Here is a 20,517-nt window from a genome sequence, read left to right on the forward strand (position 1 = left end):
GGTCATGACTTATCCTTTGACGAATTGCGCAAGAGCATCTGCGCCAGAATGATCAGTGTGATGGAACTAACGAAGGCCAGAGAGCCGATTGCGTTGATGCGCGGGCTGACCTGTCCCTGAAGAAAGCCGAGGATTTTTACCGGCAGGGTTTCATTGAGGCCCGATACGAACCAAGCGACCGCGAATTCATCGAAGGACACAGCCATAGTGATGAAGAGCGCGGCAAAAAGTGCTGGCTTGGTGAAGGGAATGATCACGTGGCGCAAGGTGGCCCATTCGTTGCCACCAAGGTTCCACGAGGCGGCCTCAAGATCGGGGTCCATCTGCGACAGGCGCAGGCGAATGATGGCCATGGCAAAGGGGCTGCACATCACGCCATGAGCGATGATGATCGAGATCGTGCTGCCCGACAGGTTTACCCGAGACAGGAACGCCAGCATTGCCAGCCCCATGATTACCACCGGGATGGTCGGCGGCAAAAGGGCGAGGGCGAGGTATATGTTCTTTCCGAAAAAGTTGTATCGAAAATCGGTGTAGGCCCCGCCAAAACCCAGCACCGTGGCAATCACCGCCACAATGAGCCCGACGACGACGGTGTTGAAGAATCCGGCCCAGACGAACGGATCCTCCCAGATCAGGCGATACCACTCGGTCGAGAAATGCCCCAGGGGGAGCGAGGGAAAGCGATCCGAGTTGAGCGAGAACACGAAGCTGCCGAGGATCGGCGCGAAGATAAAGATCACGCAGGCCGCGATGTGCAGTTTCAGGGCCGCGTTGATCAGGCGATTGCGGTTGCCGGTCATTTGCCGCGCTCCTTGTAGGCATAAGTGATGGCGCCGAAGGCCACGGTGAGCAGCGTGCCGATCATCATTAGCGCGACGACGGCGGCGCGGGGCCATTGCTGCCCGGATTTTGTGATATCGGTGATCATGATCGAGAGCGTCGGCGGGTTGCCTCCGCCCAGGTAAAGCGGGCTCACGAAATCGCCGAACGAGAGGATGAAGGCGAACAGCGCCGCAATCACAAGCCCCACGCGTGCCGAGGGCACGATCACCGCCAGCACCGTGCGCAGCCGTCCGCAGCGCAAGTTATGCGCAGCCTCGACAAAATCTCGGTTGACGAAATTGAGGCTGAACACCTGAAGCAGGATCACCAGCGGCAGGCAGAGCGTGACCATTCCCACCAGCGTGCCAAAGGTGGTGTTAAGCATTAGGAACGGCCCAATTCCGAACATGTCCAGGAATGCGTTGATAATTCCCGCATCCGACAGAAACACCTGAAGCGAATAAACCCGCACCAGATAGCTGGTGAAAAAGGGAATGATCAGGACGAAGACCAGCCATTGCTTGGCCCTCTCCGAGAGCTTGAATGAAATCGCATAGGCAGCGGGAAAGGCGATGGCGCTGGTCAATGCCGCCGACGCCGTGGCGAGCATTGCGGTGCGCGCATAGGCATCCCAAAAGGTGCCACGCGTCAGGATGCGGTCCCAGTTGCCGAAATTCAGGTCCGGTGTCATCTGGAAATTGCGTACCGTCCAGAAGCTGATTGCCACGAGGAAGATCAGCGGAAAGAGGAAGAAGGCCACCTGCCAGATCAAGAGCGGCAGGGACAAAACAAGAGAAAAGAGACTGGGGCGGGATCGGGTCATGTTATGCGGCTTTCTCGGAGGCAGGAGCGGATGCGCCGGGGTCTGGGAGATGAAAGACCCCGGCAAGGCCCGCGTCAGGCGCCCTTGTAGTCGGACCAGAAGTCGTTCCAGTCCTCAAGGCTCTGTTGCACGGGCAGTTGGCGGTACTTGATACGCCCCTCGCGGATCATATCCATGGCATTGTGTTGACCCAGAACCATGTTCTGGCGCTTTGCCTCTGCGGGGTTGGTGGCGTTGAGCACTTCCCAGCCCTTTTTGCTTGGAACAAGCGCCGGATAGGCGGCCATATCGGCAGATTTTGCCTGGCCGTCGGGCGACGTGATCCACTGGATCCACTTGCGGGCCATCTCGTGAGTGCGCGAACCCTTGCCGATCGAGAAGGATTCGGTCCATTGCAGCCCGCCTTCTTCGGGGATCGTGGTGCGCACCTTTGCGCCGTTCTTTTCCAGAACGCCGGTGATCCAGTCGCCGATCCCGCCAAAGGCAACCATCTGTCCGTCATTGAGCGACGAGAAGGTTCCGCCATAGTCAAAAAAGCCGCCAACCTGTCCGCGAAGGGCCATGGTCGCCTCCTGCACCTTTTCCCAGGCCGCCTCGTCGATGTCATAAGGCGAGGGGTTGCCGACTGCGAGACTCATCTGGCCCAGGTTTGGAAGGTGCCAGTCAAAGTGGCCCAGCTTGCCGGTGACGCGCGCATCGGAGAATACGCCGTAGCTTGACGCGTCCTTCTCACTCAGCACGTCGGTGTTATGGGCGATGCCGAGAAAGCCGAACCGCGTGATCACCGAATACAGCTTGTCGTCCTGCCAGTGACCGGGGAATTTCTGGAACTCGGGGTAGAAATCGTCAAACGCGTAATCCGCCGGATCGAGCTGCTCGATATAGCCAGCGGCGTTCAGCTGTTGGACATACTCGGCATCCGACAGGATCAGGTCATAGGTGCCAGCGGGCGATTGCGCGATCAGGCCCAGCATGTTGTCGCCGCCGGTATAGTATTTCGGTGTGAACTTCACGTTGTTGGCGTCTTCGAACTCTGCGACGATATCGGGCTCTGCATGGCCATACCATGCCAGCATTGACAGGTTGACGGTCTGGGCTGCGGCGCGGATCGACAGGAAGGGAGTGGCCAGCGCTGCGCCAGCGGTCATCTGAAGCAGTTGGCGGCGGGTCGGGGCGTGCGTGGTCTTGGTCATGGATATCTCCTTGGTGGTCAAAACGGTTTTTGTTCTTGGTCTCTCAACGCCTCACTCGGCGGCAATCTGATCTTTGAATGAGAACTCTGTGCGCAGCGCTTTCACGATGCCGCGCGTGCAGACGTCCAGCAGGATGTCGCCCTTTTCGGCAGAGGCGTTTTTGGGGGAGGACAGCGTGCCGCTTGCCGGTGTCCATTCAGGATGCGGCGGATAAACGTCATAGGGCGGGAATTCGGCAGGCGGATGATCGACTGCCTTTTCCAGGGCCACCATGTCGGGATAGAGGCGCAGCATCAGCGAGGTTTCCAGAACCCCGCCATGCTCAATGTCCCAGCCCAGAAAACCCTCGGGGTAAAGCTTGTCTATTGCCGCCTGATCGACGAAATCCCAATAGGAAAGCACCACGACCTTGGTGTCGTGAATGCCACTCCAGCGCAATTCGCGCAGCGCCAGGTCAATGCCTTCGGCGATGAACCAGGAATTCTCGAAATGTCCGTTTACGATGCACAGCTGGCGATTGCCGTGGCGCGCGAACTCGCGGATGACGTCCTTGAGAGCGTTCACGAGGCTCGCACCGTCCAGACTGGTGGTGCCCGGAAAGAAATTGCCACCCCCCGACTTTTGTTGGGATTTGTATCCGTAGGTGAATGGCGGAGCGACAAGACCACCCGTCGCCACCGCCGCCCGACGGGCGAATTCAGTGGGCAAGAGGACATCGACATGCATCGGCATGTGGTGGCCGTGCTGTTCCATTGATCCGAGCGGGATGAAGATGGGGACAGCCCCGCCTTGAACGCGACTCTGATACTCGGGCCAGGGTAATTCTGCTGCAAAAACCGTATCTTGGACCATGTTGCCCTCTTTTCTTCTAGGTTTCTGAAGCTTAGAACGGCTTGCCTTATGCGTAAAATTCATAGTAGCAATGCTTGAATAAGGATTATTAATCATGCGCCATTTTGTGAACTTGCAGACCGACCTTATCCGCACCTTTGTTACGGTTGTGGATCTTGGGAGTTATACCGAAACCGGTCATGTTCTTGGCCGCACGCAGCCTGCTATTTCATTGCAGATCAAGAGGTTGGAGGATCTAGTGGGGGTCAAGCTTTTGCATCATAAGGGCAAGGCTTTGGATCTGACGCCGCAGGGGCACGCTCTTATCGGCTATGCCCGCGAGATGCTTCGATTGAACGACAGGGCGGTGGCCAATTTGCAGCAAGCCAAGTTCATGGGCACCCTCCGCGTGGGTTTGCCTACAGATTACGCGATTGAATATTTTCAGCGCATCATTGCCGATTTTGCGCGGGCGAATCCCGATGTCTCATTGGACATACGTTGCGACAGGAGCAGTGATATCCTGGGGCAGCTGCATGTTGACGAGCTGGATCTTGCCATCGTGATCACCGATACAATGCCTGCACCTTATGTGTCGCTCTACTGGTCCGAGCGGCCATTCTGGGTCTGTGGGCGTGACTATCAATTCAGCCTCGACAAGCCGGTTCAGATCATTGCCCATCCCAAGGGGTGTTTCTATCGTAAACGGATGATTGATGCCCTCAATACGGAAGGTCGCGAATGGCGGATTTGTTTTGAGAGTCCCGGCATATCCGCTCTGCAAAACGCAGTGCTTGACGGGATGGGGGTGACAGCCCTGACAAAGAAAACACTCTTGCCGGGGATGCGTGTGCTTTCCCCAAAAGAGGGGTTTCCTCCGCTGGCCAACCTGCATGTCGGCCTCTTCTATAAGCACATCAAGGCCTCTGACGCCGCGTTGAAATTGATCGAACAAATCACCGAGGGGGTAGGCGCCTTTCGCAAGCTTACTTATGCACGCAGCTAATGCGGCTCAGTCCATGGATTTGGATTTCTTATTCTAAAATCAAACCTATTAATTATGCTTTGGTCACCTTTGCTGTTAGCCGATTGATATCGAAGACAGCGAGGAGATACCGAGATGCTTGATGATGAAATGCTGCACGTCACGGAGTGGCATAATGGTGAAAAGGATTTTTCACCCTTTTCAGACACAGAAATGGCCCGTCGCCAAAACGAGTTGCGCGTCTGGATGGCCGGTAACAACGTCGATGCGGCGTTGTTCACTTCGTATCACTGCATCAATTATTACTCGGGTTGGCTCTACTGCTATTTCGGACGTAAATATGGCATGGTTGTTGATCAAAAGAGTGCCACAACGATTTCGGCGGGTATTGATGGTGGTCAGCCGTGGCGCCGAACCTTTGGCAGCAACATCACCTATACCGACTGGCGGCGCGACAACTTCTACCGCGCGGTGCAGGGGCTGACCAAGGGCGCCAAGCGGGTCGGGATCGAATTCGACCATGTCTCGCTTGAGTATCGCCAGTTGATTCAGGATGCTCTGCCTGGCGTCGAACTGGTCGATATCAGCCAGGCGTCGATGTGGATGCGCACCATCAAATCAGCCGAAGAAATCACGCTTATCAAGGAAGGCGCGCGGATCTGCGACGTGGGCGGTTATGCTGTCGCCGGTGCCGCCCAGGCGGGCGTGCCTGAGCATGAGGTTGCCATCGCTGGCACCAATGCGATGATCCGCGAGATAGCCAAATCCTTTCCGTTTGTAGAGTTGATGGACACCTGGACATGGTTTCAGTCGGGTATCAACACGGATGGCGCCCATAACCCGGTGACCAATCGCGTGGTGCAGTCGGGCGATATCCTCAGCCTCAACACCTTTCCGATGATCTTTGGCTACTACACGGCACTTGAGCGGACTTTGTTTTGCGATAGCGTCGATGATGCCAGCCTCGATATCTGGCAAAAGAACGTCGCGGTGCATGAGCGCGGGCTTGAACTGATGAAGCCGGGCGCGCGCTGCATGGATATCGCCAAGGAACTCAACGAGATGTATCGCGAATGGGATCTGCTCAAGTACCGTTCCTTTGGCTATGGCCACAGCTTTGGCGTGCTGAGCCACTATTATGGCCGCGAGGCAGGGGTTGAGCTGCGCGAGGATATCGACACGGAGCTGAAACCCGGCATGGTCGTCTCGATGGAGCCGATGGTCATGATCCCAGAGGGTCGCCCCGGCGCGGGCGGATACCGCGAGCATGATATTCTGGTGATTGGCGAAGACGGGGCCGAGAACATCACCGGCTTCCCCTTTGGTCCCGAGCATAACATCGTGGGCAAGGGCTGAGCGTTCCGTGCGCAAAGCCCTCGATAGACTTATTGCTGCGGTCAGCGTCGGATTGACGCTGGCCGCATTGTACATTGTGAATAATGCTGAACATGGGCGTATTGCCGTCCTTCGATACGGCGCGTTCACCCAAGTCGCACTCGTGTCTCGTCAAGTTTCCGAAGACTGAAATCGGCGGGCCGCGGTCGATCAATGGGCATGCCCTTCTTCCTGAAGCCAGGTTCGTATCGAGCGGAAATTTTCCATCTATGACCCGCGATGCGAGAGCAGGTGGTGGCGCCTGCGCGCTCCTCTCAATCATAGCTGACAGCGCATTGCGGCTCTGTGGACCAACCTCAAGAGTAATTTTGGCTTTCCGCAGCAAGCCGGGCAAGTGTTGATAGCTGGGTCTCTTGAACGTCGATCCGGAACATATGCGCAGGGTATCACCCAAGACCCGGAGCACCATCGACACAGAGCCACTCTAACGCGCAATCTGCATCTTAACAAAATCAAACAAATGCGGTGATTGACGTGACAAAGATCGACCAAATCGAGACCATGATCCTCGACATCCCAACTATCCGGGGGCATGTGTTGTCTATGGCGACCATGCGGTCGCAAGCAGCAGTCCTTGTGCGCATCAAGTTTTCCGATGGCTCCGAGGGGATTGGTGAAGGGACAACAATTGGCGGGCTGGCATATGGCCCGGAAAGTCCCGAAAGCATTCAGTCCGCAATTGATACCTATATCGCGCCTGCGCTGGCCGATTGGAATTCCGACGATGTAAATGGTGCCCTCCAGCTTTTGGACAAACTGGTTCGCGGCAACCGCATTGCGAAAACGGCGGTGGAAATTGCCCTTTGGGATGGCTTGGGCAAGCGCCTTGGGGTGCCAGTCTCGCAGTTGTTCGGCGGTGCCGTGACGACCAAGATGCCGGTCGCCTGGACACTGGCATCAGGAAATTCAGAGACCGATATCGCCGAAGCGCTGGAAATGATCGAGACGCGCCGCCACAATATTTTCAAGCTCAAAATTGGCAAGCGTGCGGTGCGTGATGACGTGGCGCATGTGGCTCGCATTAAAGAAGCGGTCGGTGACGCGGCGAGCATCCGTGTGGACGTAAATACGGCATGGTCACTGCAAGACGCGCGTTGGGGATTGAAGGGCCTGCAGGAGGTCGGATGCGAATTGGTCGAACAACCGGTTCCGGCCCGATATCTGGATGCAATGGCCGAATTGACCAGTTCTTATGAAATTGCGGTCATGGCAGATGAAGCACTGAACGGACCTGAAGACGCTTTGGCCGTTGCCACGCACCGTGCCGCTGATGTGTTCGCCGTGAAGATTGCCCAATCGGGTGGCCTGAAACGGGCGTCTGAAGTGATCTCCGTCGGTCAGGCTGCAGGGCTTGGACTTTATGCGGGCACAATGCTTGAGACCGGTCTCAGCACGGCGGCCGCACTTCAGCTCTTTTCGACGGTTGAAACGCTGCACTGGGGAACAGAGCTTTTTGGCCCGCTGCTTTTGACCGACGAGATACTGGCCGAACCGATCGTCTATCGCGACTTCTGCGTTGAGGTTCCGCAAGGCAACGGGATCGGTGTCACACTGGACCCTGACAAGATTGAATTCTACCGCCGCGGCGGTAGCCGGATACTGAAGTCTGCCGCTGGGGAATAACCCACGGGCAAAGCAATTTGCCAATGCCGAAACCCTGCATTGGCCCCTAAGGAGGAGAAGACCCATGTTCACGCAATCTAATCTGGATGAACTCGAAAGCCGTCTTGACGGTATAGTGCAGGATGATCCGGAAAAAGGCATCTTCCGCGCGCGCCGCGACATGTTCACCGATGAGGAACTGTTTGAGCTCGAGATGAAGCATATTTTCGAGGGCAACTGGATCTATATGGCGCATGAAAGCCAGATCCCGAATCCTGGCGATTATTTTTCGCTTCACATGGGCCGGACGCCTGTCGTGATCACCCGCGACAAGGATGGCGAGCTGCATGCACTGGTCAACGCCTGTTCACACCGCGGCGCAATGCTCTGCCGTTTCAAGCGGCGCAACCAAAAGACATTTACTTGCCCTTTCCACGGCTGGACCTTCTCGAACACCGGCAAGCTTCTCAAGGTAAAAGACCCCAAGGGCGGCGGCTATCCCGAGCAGTTCAATCAGGACGGCAGTCACGACCTGACCAAGGTCGCCCGCTTTCAGAACTATCGCGGCTTCCTGTTCGGCTCGCTCAATGCGGATGTGCAACCGCTGGAGGAATATCTTGGCGAGGCGTGTAAGATGATCGACATGATCGTTGATCAGTCCGAGGAGGGCATGGAAGTCCTGCGCGGATCATCAACCTACACCTATGACGGTAACTGGAAGCTTCAGGCCGAGAACGGCGCGGACGGCTATCACGTCTCTGCCGTGCATTGGAACTATGTCGCCACCACCTCACACCGCACAGTGGACGGCAAGGAAGACAAGATCAAAGCGACCGATGCGTCGAAATGGTCAAAGCAGAAGGGCGGCTTTCATTCCTATGAGAATGGTCACCTGCTGCTCTGGACAACCTGGGCCGATCCGAGCACCCGCCCGAACTATGCGCGCCTTGAAGAGTGGACCAAGACCTACGGCAAGACCAAGGCCGAGTGGATGGTCGGCGTGTTGCGCAACCTGTGCCTCTACCCGAACGTCTTCCTGATGGACCAGTTCAGCAGCCAGATCCGCGTGTTCCGCCCGATCAGCGTCGATAAGACCGAAGTTACGATCTACTGCATCGCGCCGAAAGGCGAAGACCAGGCATCGCGCTCGCTGCGCATTCGCCAGTATGAAGACTTTTTCAACGCCTCCGGCATGGCGACGCCGGATGACACAGAAGAATTCCGCGCGACGCAGCGGGGCTATGCCGGTGGCGCTCATGCCAAATGGAACGACCTGAGCCGGGGTGCGACCCAGTGGATTGAAGGGCCGGATGAGGATGCCAAGGAACTTGGTATCAACCCGATCCTGTCGGGAGCGCGGACCGAAGACGAGGGCCTGTTTGTCATTCAGCACACGCAGTGGACAGAACGCATGGCAGCAGCCATCGCCAAAGAACGCGAAGATGCACCGGATGCATCCGTTGCGGCAGAATGAGGAGATAGAACCATGACAACCGATACAATTAACCGTGCCGACACAGCTCTTGGTTTTGACGAAATTCAGGCATTCCTGTTTGCTGAGACACGCGCGCTTGACGACCGTCAATGGGACACTTGGCTGAGCTTTTATCATGCTGATTGCCCGTTCTGGATGCCCGCCTGGGATGATGAGGATCAGCTTACCGAGGATCCGCAAAACGAGATGTCGCTGATCTTTTACCCCGACAAATCGGGGATTGAGGATCGTGTCTTTCGGATCCAGACAGACCGATCATCGTCAACCTCGCTGCCCGAGCCGCGCACGATGCACAACCTCAGCAACATCGAAGTTCTGAACCAAGAGGGCGGGGAGATCAAGCTGCGCTTCAACTGGATTACGCTGACCTACCGCTACGGGACAACGGACCAGCATTGGGGAACGTCGTTTTACACCATAGATGCGACCGGTCCAAAGCCTCTGATCACGAATAAGAAAGTCGTACTGAAAAACGACAAGATCCATCACGTGATTGACGTCTACCATATCTGATCCGGTTCACATCGATCACATTGAACGACCACGCATCCCTTGCGAGGGTGCGTGGACAAGGGAGGAGCAAGCTATGACCCATTACAACATTGCCTTGAATTTCGAAGACGGCGTTACGCGCGTCATCGAGTGCGAAGACGACGAGAAGGTGACAGACGCGGCCTTTCGCCAAAAGATCAACTTGCCGATGGATTGCCGCGATGGTGTCTGCGGCACCTGCAAGTGCTTTGCCGAAAAAGGCGAGTACGAGCTTGAATTCTACATGGACGAGTCGATGAGCGACGAAGAGGCCGAACAGGGCTACGTCCTCACCTGCCAGATGATCCCGGAAAGCGATTGCGTTCTGCGCGTCCCGGCCTCGTCAGCTGTCTGCAAGACGGCGCCCGAGGCGGTGCAGGCCGAGGTTCTGGGCGTTGACCGACTGTCCGAGACTTCCTTCAGCTTGCGTGTGAAACCCGCCAAGCCCATCGGCTTTTTGCCAGGGCAGTATGTGAATGTCACGGTTCCGGGCACACAAAAGCACCGGTCCTATTCGTTCTCTTCTGCGCCCGGCGCCGACATCGCGACCTTCCTCGTGCGCAATATTCCGGGCGGCGTGATGAGCTCTTATCTGGGCGAGGGCGCCAAGACTGGCGACAGCGTGACGCTGACCGGGCCGATGGGGGCGTTCTATCTGCGCCCGATGGAGCGCGCGCAGCTCTGGCTTGCCGGTGGCACCGGGCTTGCGCCTTTCCTGTCCATGCTGGAACAGGTCGCAGAGCAGGGGACGGATCAGCCGATCACACTCTTTTATGCCGCGACAAACGCCGCCGATCTGGTTGAGCTGGACCGCGTCAACGCATTGGCCGGGAAAATCGGCAACGTCACCGTCATTACGGTGCTGGCCGCCGAGGAAGATGCCCATGAGCGCAAAGGTTTCGTGACCGATCACGTGACGGCCGACGACCTTCATGGGGGCGATTGCGATGTCTACCTCTGTGGTCCGCCGCCGATGGTTGATGCGGTGCGGTCGCATTTCGGCAAGCTGGGTGTCGAGCCCGCTAATTTCTACTTTGAAAAGTTCAACCCGACCGAAGCAGAGGGCGTTGCCGCATGAGCCGCCGTTTCGACAATAAGGTCATGGTCGTCACCGGAGCCGCGCAAGGCATCGGCCGCCGCGTCGCCGAGCGCGCAGCAGCCGAGGGCGCGCGCGTGCTGATCGTAGATCGTTCGCCCGCACGCGACGAGGTCGTTACGCATATCCGCGCCGCAGGTGGCACGGTCGAAGCGATATCCGCCGATCTTGAGACATGGACAGGCTGCGCTGCGGCGATGGCCAAAGCCGTGGACCTCTGGGGGCGGATCGACATTCTTGTGAACAACGTCGGAGGCACGATCTGGGCCAAACCGTTCGAGCATTACGAGCCCGAGCAGATTGACGCCGAGGTACGCCGTTCGCTTTTCCCGACGCTCTATTGTTGCCGCGCCGCGATCGAGATCATGCTGCCGCAGGGCAGTGGCGTCATCGTCAATGTCTCGTCAATCGCGTCACGTGGGCTCAACCGCGTACCCTATGCGGCGGCCAAGGGCGGGGTGAATGCCATTACTGCAAGCCTTGCCTGGGAAGTGGCGGAACGCGGTATCCGTGTCGTGGCCACCGCGCCCGGCGGCACTGAGGCACCGCTCCGTGTGGTGCCGCGCAATGCCAACGCGGCCGAGGAACAACGCGAAGACTGGTACCAGACCATCGTCGATCAGACGATCCAGTCCTCGTTTATGAAACGTTACGGAACACTCGACGAACAGGCAGGTCCGATCCTGTTCCTGGCGTCGGATGATGCCTCCTACATCACTGGCGTTACGGTGCCGGTTGGTGGGGGCGATCTTGGATAGGCCCTGAGGAGGGGTCTGAAACTCAACTGGAGGATATTAAATGAAACGTTCCATTCTGGCGGCCCTCGGGCTTGCCACTGGCCTTGCTATGCCTGCAACAGCCGAAGAAATCAAAGTCGGGCTGCTTCTGCCGTTCTCGGGTGTTTACGCATCTTTGGGAAATGAGATCGAAGCGGGTTTTGCTCTGGGGCTGGAGCAATTCGGCGGTGAAACCGATGCCACCTTTGACATCGTCAACGAAGACACCGAGGTCAAACCGCCGGTTGCCCTCGGCAAGGCCAAAAAGCTGATCCTTCAGGACAAGGTTGACGTGATGGTCGGGGTCGTCAGCTCTGGCGTGCTCGGCGCCGTGCGCGACATGGTTCACGGTGCGGGCGTGCCGCTGATCGTGGCCAATGCCGGAAATGACGGCGCAACCGGCGAGTCCTGCTCGCCCTTCATCACGCGCATGTCGTTTTCCAACGGTCAGGTGAACCGTCCGATGGGGCAATGGATGTATGATCAGGGCATCCGCAAAATTTATACGCTTGCGCCGGACTATGCGGCGGGGCGCCAGATGATCGACGGATTTGCCGCGACCTTTACCGCCGCCGGTGGCGAGATCGTCGGCCAGGACTTTACCCCGTTCCAGAAGACCCAGGATTTCGGGCCCTATCTGACGCAGGCAAAATCCAGCGGCGCGGATGCCGTCTACGTGTTCTACGCGGGTGGCGAGGCGATTTCCTTCGTCAAGCAATATGACAGCTTCGGTCTCAAGGCAGAGCTGCCGCTTTATGGCTCGGGCTTCCTGACATCGCCGCTTTATGTGAATGCCGAAGGCCCCGCAGCCGAAGGTGTGATCACGGCGCTGCACTATGTGCCCACGATCGACAGCCCTGCAAATGCGGCCTTTGTCGAAGCGTTCAAAGCCAAGACAGACCGGATGCCGTCGGAGTTCGCCGTGCAGGGGTATGATGCGGCGCGCGCTCTGATCGAGGCAACAAAGGCGGGTGCGACCGATCGGGCGTCGCTTGCCAATGCGCTGCGTCAGGTGAGCTTTGAAGGCCCGCGCGGTCAGCTTTCCATCGACCCCGCGACCAACAACATCGTTCAGCCGATCTATGTTTATGAAACCGTTGCTGGTGAAGGTGGTCTGACCCAGAAGGTGCTCGCGCAGCTTCCAGCAGAGGCCGATCCGGTCAATGGCTGCGAGATGGCGGCGCCGGTCTCCAACTAAACCACAGCGAAAAACTACGCCCGGCTGCAAAATGCCGCCGGGCAAACTCTCGGGAGGAGGTCCCAAAATGACAATCGATCTTGGCTTCTGGACGCTTCAGACCCTCAATGCGCTGCAGCTGTCTATGCTTCTTTTTCTTCTGTCTGTCGGCCTGACGGTCATCTTCGGCCTGATGCATTTCGTGAATCTCGCCCATGGTGCGCTCTATGCGCTTGGCGCATATTTCGCGGCGTCTCTGGCGGCGGTGGGCGGTTATTGGATGGGCTTTTTCCTGGCTCCCGTTGCTGTCGCCGGGGTTGGTGTTCTGCTTTATACCGGGCTTATTCAGCGGATGCGCAAATCCGGGCCGATGGCGCAGGTTCTGGTGACCTTTGGCCTTATCTTCGCGCTGTTGGATCTCACCCGCATCTTTTGGGGCGACCTAGCCCTGGCGATCGAGGTGCCCGGCATCCTCTCGGGTCGCCTTGCCTTTCTTGGTGTCGAATACCCGACATACCGCTTGTTCATCATCGTTCTCGGAACAGCTATTTTCGCTGCCCTCTCGCTGGTTCTGAGCCGGACGCAGATTGGCGCGATGATCCGTGCGGGTGTGGACAATGATGCCATGGCGGCTTGCCTCGGGATCAATGTCGAGCGGTTGTTCTTTATCGTTTTCTGTGTCGGCTGTGCTTTGGCCGGTCTTGCCGGCGCGGTGGCCGCACCGCTTTTGAGCGTGACCCCCGAAATGGGGCTGCAAATCCTGATCCCGACCTTGATCGTCATCGTGATTGGCGGCCTTGGATCCCTGAAAGGCGCGATTGCCGGGTCATTGATCTACGGCTTTGTTCAGACGTTTGGCGCCGTGCTGGCGCCGCAACTCGCGTCGGTTCTCATCTATGCCCTGCTGGCTGCGGTCCTCGTGATCAAGCCTGTGGGCCTGTTTCCCGCGAAAGGATAAGTTGATGTTTCGTCATACACCGCTTCGCTATGCCACGCTGGTGCTGCTGGCATCCGTGGCCCTGTTCAGGGTCTTCACAGCCGAATATTTCGGGCTTGAAATACTGACTGAAATTTTCATCCTCGCAGTGCTGGTTCTGGCGCTTGACATGGTGGCAGGCTTTGGCGGCATGGTCTCGCTCTGTCACGGAGCGCTGATGGGCGTCGGCGCCTACGCCTATGTCATGCTTTCGACCATCGCGGGGATTGCGCCCCCGGTTGCGATGGCGGGAGCGATTGCGATCACCGGGGTCGCGGCCTGGGTCATCGGGGCGATCTGCGCCCGCAGCCATGGCATCTACTTCATCATGGCAACGCTCGCCTTTGGGCAGATGGCCTATTCCTATGTCTTCGAGGCCCCGATTTTCGGCGGCGATGACGGGCTTGGCGGAATATCGCGGCTTGATCTGTCGTTTGTCGGGATTGATCTCAGTGACAGCCGCAGCTTTGCGTTTTTCTGCCTAGCGATCCTTGCGGCGGTCTATGGCGCGGCGGTCCTAATCCTGCGCTCGGGCCTTGGGCGTTCGCTGAGCGGTGTGATGCACAACGAACAGCGCATGCGCGCGCTTGGTCTTACGGTCTGGCGGGTCAAGGCGGATGTTTTCGGACTTTCGGGAATGATCGCCGGGTTGGCCGGTGTCTTGGCGGCCCAGCACATCATGTATATTTCACCCGGTCTTCTTAGCTGGACCGTTTCAGGCGAGGCGCTTGTGGTTGTCATCCTTGGCGGCGTGGGAACCTTGATTGGCCCGCTGGTGGGGGCTGTGGCCTTTGTCATGCTCAAACACGAGTTGAGCGCGGTCACGACCTATTGGCACCTTGTTGTGGGCTGTATCTTGATCGCAGTGGTGATGAGCCGCGCGAACGGCATCTTTGGCTGGCTCGAAGACCGATGGGGTGCCCGGATCGACCGCCGTGCCGCAGATGCCACGCGCAATCAAAAAACCGAGGAGGTTGCCAGCGATGCTTGAGACAAGAAATCTGGACAAGAGTTTTGGGGCTGTGCATGTCACGCGTGATGTCTCGCTCAAACTGGAACGCGGTGAACGGCGGGTCATTCTTGGGCCTAACGGTGCCGGAAAAACAACGCTTTTCAACCAGTTGGTCGGCGAACTTGCCTCTGATAAAGGCTCGGTTCATCTGGCGGGCGAGGATGTCACCGCGCTTGCGGTCGCAAAACGGGCGCGCCGGGGACTGTCGCGCAGCTATCAGAAGAACACCTTGTTCGATGGCCTGACGGTCGAGGAAAATCTTGGTCTGGCGGCGTCGATCCACACCGGACATGCGACGACGCTGTGGAGTGACAGTCTGGCGAAACCCGAAGTGCGCGAGATCGTTCAGGACGTTGCCAATCAGGTCAACCTGATGCCCTTCCTGCACGCCAATGTGTCTGAGATCAGCTATGGTGTGCGTCGGCAGCTTGAGGTGGGCGTCGCGCTTGCGACCCGTCCGCTGGTCTTGTTGATGGACGAGCCGACAAGCGGCGTCGGCCCCGAGATGGCGAAGGGGTTTCACGACCTGCTGAACAATCTGCCGCGTGACCTGACGCTTCTGATCATCGAGCACGATATGGATCTGGCCTTTGACGTGGCCGATACGATCACGGTGCTCAACTACGGCGAGGTGGTGTTTGACGGATTGCCGCAAGAGGCGCGCGGGTCGAGCCTTTTGAAAGAGATTTATCTGGGGAGCTGGGAAGATGCTTGAGCTGAACGCAATCAATTCCGGATATGGCGAAACGCAGGTTTTGTACGGCATGAGCCTTTGCGCCCAACAAGGCAGGGTTCTTGCCGTTCTTGGGCGAAATGGAGCTGGAAAGTCGACCACCCTCAAGACGATTATGGGCCTGTTGCCAACCCGCTCTGGCGAGATACGGTTTGAAGGCAAGCCGATTGCCAAACGGTCGTTTGATATCGCCAAGGCGGGCATCGCCTATGTGCCCGAGACACGCGATATTTTCCCATCGCTCTCTGTGCGCGAGAACCTTGAAATCGCCGCAAAACGCTTTGGCGGTGACGGCGCGGACTGGACGTTCGAGCGCGTCCTGGATCTCTTTCCCCGTCTGGGGGAGCGCCTCGACAATGGCGGAGCACAGCTTTCGGGGGGCGAGCAGCAGATGCTTGCGATCGCGCGGGCTTTGTTGATGAATCCACGCCTGCTTATTCTTGACGAGCCGACCGAAGGGCTTGCGCCAATCATCGTCAAGCTCATTCATGACAAGCTTCAGGAGCTCAAGGCCGAAGGGTTGTCGATGGTGCTTGTCGAGCAGAATTTCGGCTTTGCCACATCGCTGGCCGACGATGTCGTCGTCGTCAGCAAAGGGCAGGTGGTGTGGACCGGCAGCGCGCAGGACATTCGCGCCGATGAAGAGGCTCAGCACAAGTGGCTTGGCGTCTGAGTCCTCTCAGATCAGCTTTCGCGCGACACTTTGTGCGATCTTGACAAAATTCTGAACATGCACGCCCTGTTCATCCAGACGGTAATTGATGGACAGGGCGGTGCGCGCGATCTCAGGCTCGATCTTCAGGAACTTGATCCCGTTACGCGGGGCCGATCCCACAGAGGCCGGGACGATACAAACCCCTTCACCGATTGCGACGAGGCTAAGCGCGGTGTGCAGGTCCATGGTGAAAATGCGCATAGGAACCTCGAAACCGGCGTCCTTACAGGCTTTTAGCACCAGATCGGCATAGCTGGGCCGGGGGTATTCAGGATAGAGGATCAAGTTATGCGTCGCCAGCCTGCGCAGGTCCGCAATCCTGCGCGATCCGGTATCCAATGTGTCGGGCAAGGCAAGGATAAGATCTTCTTCGAGAAGTTTTTTCACCGCAAATTCCGGGTCGCTCAGCGCAGGCCTTGCAAAAGCGACATCAATCATCCGCGAGACAAGTTGCCTGTGAAGCTGGGCATTGTTCATCGGGATCAGGTTCATATTGACCGAAGGGTAGGCGGCGCGAAACGATTTTATGATATTGGGAAAAATGCCATAGGTCGAAGAGCCGACAAACCCGATCCGAAGCCGACCCTCGGCTCCCTGGCCGATTCGTCGAATTTCCAGCTTTGTATCGTCAAGCTGGGCGATGATGGATTTGCTTCTTTCAAGCAGCTTCTCACCGGCCTGTGTCAGACTAATCGCGCTGCGGCCACGATTGAAAAGGATCGCGCCCAGGTCTTCCTCGATCTGTTTTATCTGGCGGCTCAGCGGCGGCTGCGCCATGTCAAGCCGTTCCGCCGCGCGCCCAAAGTGCAATTCTTCGGCCACCGCGATGAAATAGGTCATTTGCTTGAAATTCATCGCGGCCTCCCCTCCAGCGTCAAATCAACATATGCGAGATGAACAGTAGTTCAGCACTTTAAATAAAAAAAGGCCCCCGCAACACGGGGGCCAGTCAACAGGGAGGTTGGAAGTCTTACTCGGCCGCAACAGATTGGGCTTTGTCCTCTGCCTTGAGAACGAAATCGAACTCGAAGTGCAGATCGGTGCCAAGCTCCTTGGGGGCGGGCTTGAACTTGCCGATCAGGCTGTCTTTGACCGCGAAAACGCTGTCATTGTCCAACCATTTGCTGTCGGCGTCATAGATCTGGCTGATCAGCGGACGGTAGCCCTCTTTCGAGATGATGAAATGCATATGCCCGGGCCGATAGGGGTGATGCCCCATGAAGCGCAGCAATTCACCAGCGGTTTCATTGTCCGGGATCGGGTAGGGCACAGGGCGCACAGCCACAAAGGCGTAATGCCCGTTCTCATCGGTCTCAAAGCGACCACGCAGGTTGTATTCGGGCTGATCGGGGTCGAGGTTTTCGTAGATGCCGTTTGGCGCATCTTCCCAGACGTCAAGCGTCACATTCGCAACGCCATTGCCATCGGCATCGCGGATATAGCCTTCGTAATAGGCGGTTTCCTCATTGTCATAATGTTTCTGGATGGTCGAACCACCCTTAGGCAGAACCGGCGGATTTTCACGGTAGAACGGGCCGAGAACGGTGGATTCGCTTTCGGTGCCTTCAACGGGGTTCGAGAGCATGTCGACCAGAACCTCAACACCGACGATGTCGCCAAGCAGGATGAATTCCTGCCGGTTCTCGTCACAGGTCTGGCCCGCGCGCTTGAGATATTCGCAGCCTTCCAGGAATTCGCCATGTTGCAGGTTCACGTCTTTGCAGAACCCGTGCAAGTGCTTGATGAGCGAGGTCATGATTTCGCGTTGACGTTCGGTGATATCACCGGACTTGCCAAGGCTGGCGATCACGACATCCGTGATGTTTTCAAGATTTACAATGCCCATGGTTTCTCCTCCAAATTGGCGATTCTGTTAGTGGTCCGGGACGCTTTGGGGGCGTCTTTCGCTACCTATTCATCCGCTAAGAAGTCGCTTTAACCAATGCCGCTTGCGGTATCGGGTGATACCCAGTCATTTGCTGCAGGGTGTTCCATCCCGACGGTGAAACATGGCGCTTCAGTTTCAGAGTATCACCCCATACCCGTATCGGCATGGCAAGACCGCCCCTCGACGTGGCACCAACGGCGCATCAAGTTTCTTTGAAGGAGATCCAGGTGATCGAGATATTCCAGAACATTCAGTCGCAACTGAACGGCACGCCACATCTTTTGCGTTTGGGCCGCCTGTTCTCTGAAACCGTCCTGATCGAGATCGGCGGCGAAGAAATCTACCTTGGTTTCGACAGGGGCAGACTTATTGAAGTGACTCCCGGACCAAGCCGCAAAACGCCCTGGCGCTTTGCCTTTCGCACCGACGCGGAGGCCTTGCAGAAATTCTGGCAACCCATTCCCGAGGCTGGATTCCATGACATTTTCGGCCTTGTCAAAATCGGTCGCGGTCGGATCGACGGCGATATTCTGTGCTTGGTCAAGAACCTGCGGTTCTTCAAGGACGTCATGGCGCTTGCGCGCCCGTCAAAGGAGTTGGCAGCATGAGCATTGAACCCATCACTGGACGTTACCTTTCCATCACGGTCGAGGGCGCACCGCGTCGCATCTATTTTGAAGAGGCCGGACAGGGGCGACCTGTCATCTGCCTTCACACGGCGGGCGCGGATACCCGCCAATGGCGCCATCTGATGAACGACGCAGACATCACCGCCACGAACCGCCTGATTGCTTTTGACATGCCCTGGCACGGCAAGTCGCTGCCGCCGGAAGGGTTCGAGACGCAGGAATATCTGCTGACGACCCAAGCCTATATCGAAACCATATTGGCCGTGGTCGACGGGCTTGGTCTTGATCGCCCTGTCCTTGCGGGCTGTTCGATGGGCGGGCGTATCGCGCTTCAGCTTGCCGCGCTTCACCCGGATAAATTCAGTGGTTTCATCGCGATCGAGGCCTCGGATTTTCAGGCCGCATGGTATGATATCGACTGGTTCGACCGCCCTGACGCCCATGGTGGCGAGATGGGCGCGGCCCTGGTCTCGGCTAATATCTCGCCCTTCGCGCCCCGGGCCGAGCGTGAGAACACGCTTTGGATGTTCAAGCAGTCCGGCCCCGGTGTGTTTCGCGGCGACCTGAGCTTTTATACCCGCGACGAGAGCCTGATTGCACGTCTGGGACAGATTGATACGGAAAAGACGCCCGTGCATATCATCGTGGGGGCCTATGATCTGACCTGTACGCCGGAGGATGCCAAGCGCACCGCCGATGCGATTCCGGGCGCGACACTCGCGGTTATGGACGAGCTCGGGCATTTCCCGATGAGCGAGCACCCCGAGGGATTTCGCCCGTTCTTTGCCGACGCGCTTTGCAAAATGCCGGTCCACGCGGTCAAGGCGGCTTGATCGCCGCTGAATTTGCCTACTCTACTGGAGCCTTAAGAAAAGCCATGACCAACCCCTGCATCATCTGCGTTGCCATCACCGGATCATTACCGACAAAGTACAACAATCCGGCGGTACCGATCACCCTTTCGGAACAGATCGAAAGCACTCATGAGGCTTTCGAGGCCGGTGCGGCAATTGCCCATTGCCATGTCCGCGACGAGGCGGGCAAGCCGACTTCCGACCCCGAGCGTTTTGCAAGGCTCAAGGAAGGGCTGGAGCATCATTGCCCTGGTATGATCGTACAATTGTCGACCGGGGGGCGATCCGGCGCAGGGCGCGAGCGTGGTGGGATGCTGCCGTTGTCACCGGATATGGCCTCTTTGTCGGTTGGTTCGAACAACTTCCCCACGCGGGTCTATGAGAATAGCCCTGACCTCGTCGACTGGCTCGCGTCTGAGATGATCGCGCATGATGTGAAACCCGAAATTGAGGCCTTTGATCTTGGCCATATCGTTCAGGCAACGCGCATGGCGGCCGATGGTAGGCTGAAAGGCCCGCTTTATGTGCAATTCGTCATGGGGGTGAAGAATTCCATGCCCGCGGACGAGCCGATTTTCGACTTTTATATCGAGACCCTCAAACGCCTTGCGCCCGATGCGCAATGGTGTGCGGCGGGTATTGGCCCGGCGCAGCTGACCATCAACGAGTGGTCAATTTCCAAGGGCGGTCATACCCGAACCGGCCTTGAGGACAACGCGCGGCTTGATCGGGACCGGCTCGCCCCGTCAAACGCGGCATTGGTCAAACGCGCGGTCGATCTGTGTGAAAAATACGAACGCCCCGTCGCCACATGGCAACAGGCGCGCGCCATACTCGGACTAGGAAAGGTCGCAGCATGAACAAGGTTTTTGCAAACGCAGAGGCGGCGCTGGATGGGCTGCTATTCGAGGGAATGACGATCGCGGCAGGCGGGTTTGGTCTTTGTGGCATCCCGGAACTTCTGTTGCAGGCGATCAAGGA

At 57.6% G+C, this 20,517-nt stretch carries 22 protein-coding genes; 16 read left to right on the plus strand and 6 right to left on the minus strand.

Translation table 11 applies throughout. The features are described 5' to 3' along the window. Nucleotides 1-2: 2 nt before the first annotated feature. The 4 genes from BUB78_RS06300 to BUB78_RS06315 form a co-directional block, all read right to left on the minus strand. The gene (locus tag BUB78_RS06300; RefSeq protein ID WP_073196170.1) at nt 3-803 is read right to left on the minus strand and encodes an ABC transporter permease; all 801 of its coding nucleotides are present in this window, start codon (nt 801-803) and stop codon (nt 3-5) included. After that, nucleotides 800-1,648: an ABC transporter permease gene (locus tag BUB78_RS06305; protein WP_073196173.1), complete on the minus strand. Its 849-nt coding sequence runs from the start codon at nt 1,646-1,648 to the stop codon at nt 800-802. Before BUB78_RS06305 ends, BUB78_RS06300 begins: the two co-directional genes overlap by 4 nt. Nucleotides 1,649-1,722: 74 nt before the next feature. After that, nucleotides 1,723-2,841, minus strand: coding sequence for a polyamine ABC transporter substrate-binding protein (locus BUB78_RS06310; protein ID WP_073196175.1), 1,119 nt, complete (start codon nt 2,839-2,841; stop codon nt 1,723-1,725). Between the two features lie 51 nt (nt 2,842-2,892). Then, entirely contained in the window at nt 2,893-3,693 is an 801-nt protein-coding gene (locus tag BUB78_RS06315) for a creatininase (RefSeq protein WP_073196177.1), read from the minus strand. Between the two features lie 94 nt (nt 3,694-3,787). Between BUB78_RS06315 and BUB78_RS06320 the strand changes: the two genes are divergently transcribed. The 12 genes from BUB78_RS06320 to BUB78_RS06375 all read left to right on the plus strand — a co-directional run bounded on the left by BUB78_RS06320 (nt 3,788) and on the right by BUB78_RS06375 (nt 16,123). After that, nucleotides 3,788-4,678, plus strand: a complete 891-nt coding sequence (locus BUB78_RS06320; protein WP_073196180.1) for a LysR substrate-binding domain-containing protein — start codon at nt 3,788-3,790, stop codon at nt 4,676-4,678. 114 nt (nt 4,679-4,792) lie between these two features. Beyond that, the gene (locus BUB78_RS06325) at nt 4,793-6,013 is read left to right on the plus strand and encodes a M24 family metallopeptidase (protein WP_073196183.1); all 1,221 of its coding nucleotides are present in this window, start codon (nt 4,793-4,795) and stop codon (nt 6,011-6,013) included. A gap of 513 nt (nt 6,014-6,526) precedes the next feature. Further along, nucleotides 6,527-7,675: a muconate/chloromuconate family cycloisomerase gene (locus tag BUB78_RS06330; protein ID WP_073196252.1), complete on the plus strand. Its 1,149-nt coding sequence runs from the start codon at nt 6,527-6,529 to the stop codon at nt 7,673-7,675. A 64-nt stretch (nt 7,676-7,739) separates the two neighbouring features. Next, the gene (gene benA, locus BUB78_RS06335) at nt 7,740-9,128 is read left to right on the plus strand and encodes a benzoate 1,2-dioxygenase large subunit (protein WP_073196184.1); all 1,389 of its coding nucleotides are present in this window, start codon (nt 7,740-7,742) and stop codon (nt 9,126-9,128) included. A gap of 12 nt (nt 9,129-9,140) precedes the next feature. Next, the gene (gene benB / locus BUB78_RS06340; RefSeq protein WP_073196186.1) at nt 9,141-9,662 is read left to right on the plus strand and encodes a benzoate 1,2-dioxygenase small subunit; all 522 of its coding nucleotides are present in this window, start codon (nt 9,141-9,143) and stop codon (nt 9,660-9,662) included. Nucleotides 9,663-9,735: 73 nt separating this feature from the next. Then, entirely contained in the window at nt 9,736-10,758 is a 1,023-nt protein-coding gene (benC, locus tag BUB78_RS06345) for a benzoate 1,2-dioxygenase electron transfer component BenC (protein WP_073196189.1), read from the plus strand. Next, nucleotides 10,755-11,534 carry a benzoate diol dehydrogenase BenD gene (benD, locus tag BUB78_RS06350; protein ID WP_073196191.1) on the plus strand — a complete coding sequence of 260 codons (780 nt, stop codon included), beginning with the start codon at nt 10,755-10,757 and terminating at the stop codon, nt 11,532-11,534. The genes benC and benD overlap by 4 nt, the downstream gene beginning before the upstream one ends. A 40-nt stretch (nt 11,535-11,574) precedes the next feature. Further along, on the plus strand, nt 11,575-12,750 hold the full coding sequence (locus tag BUB78_RS06355) for an ABC transporter substrate-binding protein (protein ID WP_073196193.1): 1,176 nt from the start codon (nt 11,575-11,577) through the stop codon (nt 12,748-12,750). A 67-nt stretch (nt 12,751-12,817) separates the two neighbouring features. Beyond that, complete coding sequence (locus tag BUB78_RS06360; RefSeq protein WP_073196195.1) at nt 12,818-13,687, plus strand: branched-chain amino acid ABC transporter permease; 870 nt, start codon at nt 12,818-12,820, stop codon at nt 13,685-13,687. Nucleotides 13,688-13,691: 4 nt separating this feature from the next. After that, complete coding sequence (locus BUB78_RS06365) at nt 13,692-14,696, plus strand: branched-chain amino acid ABC transporter permease (protein WP_073196196.1); 1,005 nt, start codon at nt 13,692-13,694, stop codon at nt 14,694-14,696. Continuing rightward, nucleotides 14,689-15,432: an ABC transporter ATP-binding protein gene (locus BUB78_RS06370; RefSeq protein WP_073196197.1), complete on the plus strand. Its 744-nt coding sequence runs from the start codon at nt 14,689-14,691 to the stop codon at nt 15,430-15,432. Before BUB78_RS06365 ends, BUB78_RS06370 begins: the two co-directional genes overlap by 8 nt. Beyond that, nucleotides 15,425-16,123, plus strand: coding sequence for an ABC transporter ATP-binding protein (locus BUB78_RS06375; RefSeq protein WP_073196199.1), 699 nt, complete (start codon nt 15,425-15,427; stop codon nt 16,121-16,123). Before BUB78_RS06370 ends, BUB78_RS06375 begins: the two co-directional genes overlap by 8 nt. 6 nt (nt 16,124-16,129) lie before the next feature. On the opposite strand, the gene BUB78_RS06380 is transcribed toward BUB78_RS06375, so the two are convergent. Beyond that, entirely contained in the window at nt 16,130-17,020 is an 891-nt protein-coding gene (locus BUB78_RS06380) for a LysR family transcriptional regulator (protein WP_073196200.1), read from the minus strand. A gap of 115 nt (nt 17,021-17,135) precedes the next feature. Next, entirely contained in the window at nt 17,136-18,011 is an 876-nt protein-coding gene (locus BUB78_RS06385; protein WP_073196201.1) for a dioxygenase family protein, read from the minus strand. Between the two features lie 269 nt (nt 18,012-18,280). Between BUB78_RS06385 and BUB78_RS06390 the strand changes: the two genes are divergently transcribed. From BUB78_RS06390 to BUB78_RS06405, 4 genes are all read left to right on the plus strand, one after another. After that, entirely contained in the window at nt 18,281-18,661 is a 381-nt protein-coding gene (locus tag BUB78_RS06390) for a hypothetical protein (protein WP_073196253.1), read from the plus strand. Further along, on the plus strand, nt 18,658-19,515 hold the full coding sequence (locus BUB78_RS06395) for an alpha/beta fold hydrolase (protein WP_073196203.1): 858 nt from the start codon (nt 18,658-18,660) through the stop codon (nt 19,513-19,515). The genes BUB78_RS06390 and BUB78_RS06395 overlap by 4 nt, the downstream gene beginning before the upstream one ends. A gap of 44 nt (nt 19,516-19,559) precedes the next feature. Next, on the plus strand, nt 19,560-20,396 hold the full coding sequence (locus BUB78_RS06400) for a 3-oxoadipate:acetyl-CoA acetyltransferase (protein ID WP_073196204.1): 837 nt from the start codon (nt 19,560-19,562) through the stop codon (nt 20,394-20,396). Then, on the plus strand, nt 20,393-20,517 hold a 125-nt coding region (locus BUB78_RS06405), incomplete at its 3' end, for a CoA-transferase (RefSeq protein WP_281248845.1). The genes BUB78_RS06400 and BUB78_RS06405, both read left to right, overlap by 4 nt.

The sequence above is a fragment of the Roseovarius marisflavi genome, assembly GCF_900142625.1.
In the GTDB taxonomy this organism is placed as follows: Bacteria; Pseudomonadota; Alphaproteobacteria; order Rhodobacterales; family Rhodobacteraceae; genus Roseovarius; species Roseovarius marisflavi.

Bases quoted from the DNA above. Each gene is read 5' to 3' on its own strand.
- BUB78_RS06300 (WP_073196170.1), bottom strand. From the start codon at position 803: ATGACCGGCAACCGCAATCGCCTGATCAACGCGGCCCTGAAACTGCAC.
- BUB78_RS06305 (WP_073196173.1), bottom strand. From the start codon at position 1,648: ATGACCCGATCCCGCCCCAGTCTCTTTTCTCTTGTTTTGTCCCTGCCG.
- BUB78_RS06310 (WP_073196175.1), bottom strand. From the start codon at position 2,841: ATGACCAAGACCACGCACGCCCCGACCCGCCGCCAACTGCTTCAGATG.
- BUB78_RS06315 (WP_073196177.1), bottom strand. From the start codon at position 3,693: ATGGTCCAAGATACGGTTTTTGCAGCAGAATTACCCTGGCCCGAGTAT.
- BUB78_RS06320 (WP_073196180.1), top strand. From the start codon at position 3,788: ATGCGCCATTTTGTGAACTTGCAGACCGACCTTATCCGCACCTTTGTT.
- BUB78_RS06325 (WP_073196183.1), top strand. From the start codon at position 4,793: ATGCTTGATGATGAAATGCTGCACGTCACGGAGTGGCATAATGGTGAA.
- benA (WP_073196184.1), top strand. From the start codon at position 7,740: ATGTTCACGCAATCTAATCTGGATGAACTCGAAAGCCGTCTTGACGGT.
- benB (WP_073196186.1), top strand. From the start codon at position 9,141: ATGACAACCGATACAATTAACCGTGCCGACACAGCTCTTGGTTTTGAC.
- benC (WP_073196189.1), top strand. From the start codon at position 9,736: ATGACCCATTACAACATTGCCTTGAATTTCGAAGACGGCGTTACGCGC.
- benD (WP_073196191.1), top strand. From the start codon at position 10,755: ATGAGCCGCCGTTTCGACAATAAGGTCATGGTCGTCACCGGAGCCGCG.
- BUB78_RS06355 (WP_073196193.1), top strand. From the start codon at position 11,575: ATGAAACGTTCCATTCTGGCGGCCCTCGGGCTTGCCACTGGCCTTGCT.
- BUB78_RS06360 (WP_073196195.1), top strand. From the start codon at position 12,818: ATGACAATCGATCTTGGCTTCTGGACGCTTCAGACCCTCAATGCGCTG.
- BUB78_RS06365 (WP_073196196.1), top strand. From the start codon at position 13,692: ATGTTTCGTCATACACCGCTTCGCTATGCCACGCTGGTGCTGCTGGCA.
- BUB78_RS06370 (WP_073196197.1), top strand. From the start codon at position 14,689: ATGCTTGAGACAAGAAATCTGGACAAGAGTTTTGGGGCTGTGCATGTC.
- BUB78_RS06375 (WP_073196199.1), top strand. From the start codon at position 15,425: ATGCTTGAGCTGAACGCAATCAATTCCGGATATGGCGAAACGCAGGTT.
- BUB78_RS06380 (WP_073196200.1), bottom strand. From the start codon at position 17,020: ATGAATTTCAAGCAAATGACCTATTTCATCGCGGTGGCCGAAGAATTG.
- BUB78_RS06385 (WP_073196201.1), bottom strand. From the start codon at position 18,011: ATGGGCATTGTAAATCTTGAAAACATCACGGATGTCGTGATCGCCAGC.
- BUB78_RS06395 (WP_073196203.1), top strand. From the start codon at position 18,658: ATGAGCATTGAACCCATCACTGGACGTTACCTTTCCATCACGGTCGAG.
- BUB78_RS06400 (WP_073196204.1), top strand. From the start codon at position 19,560: ATGACCAACCCCTGCATCATCTGCGTTGCCATCACCGGATCATTACCG.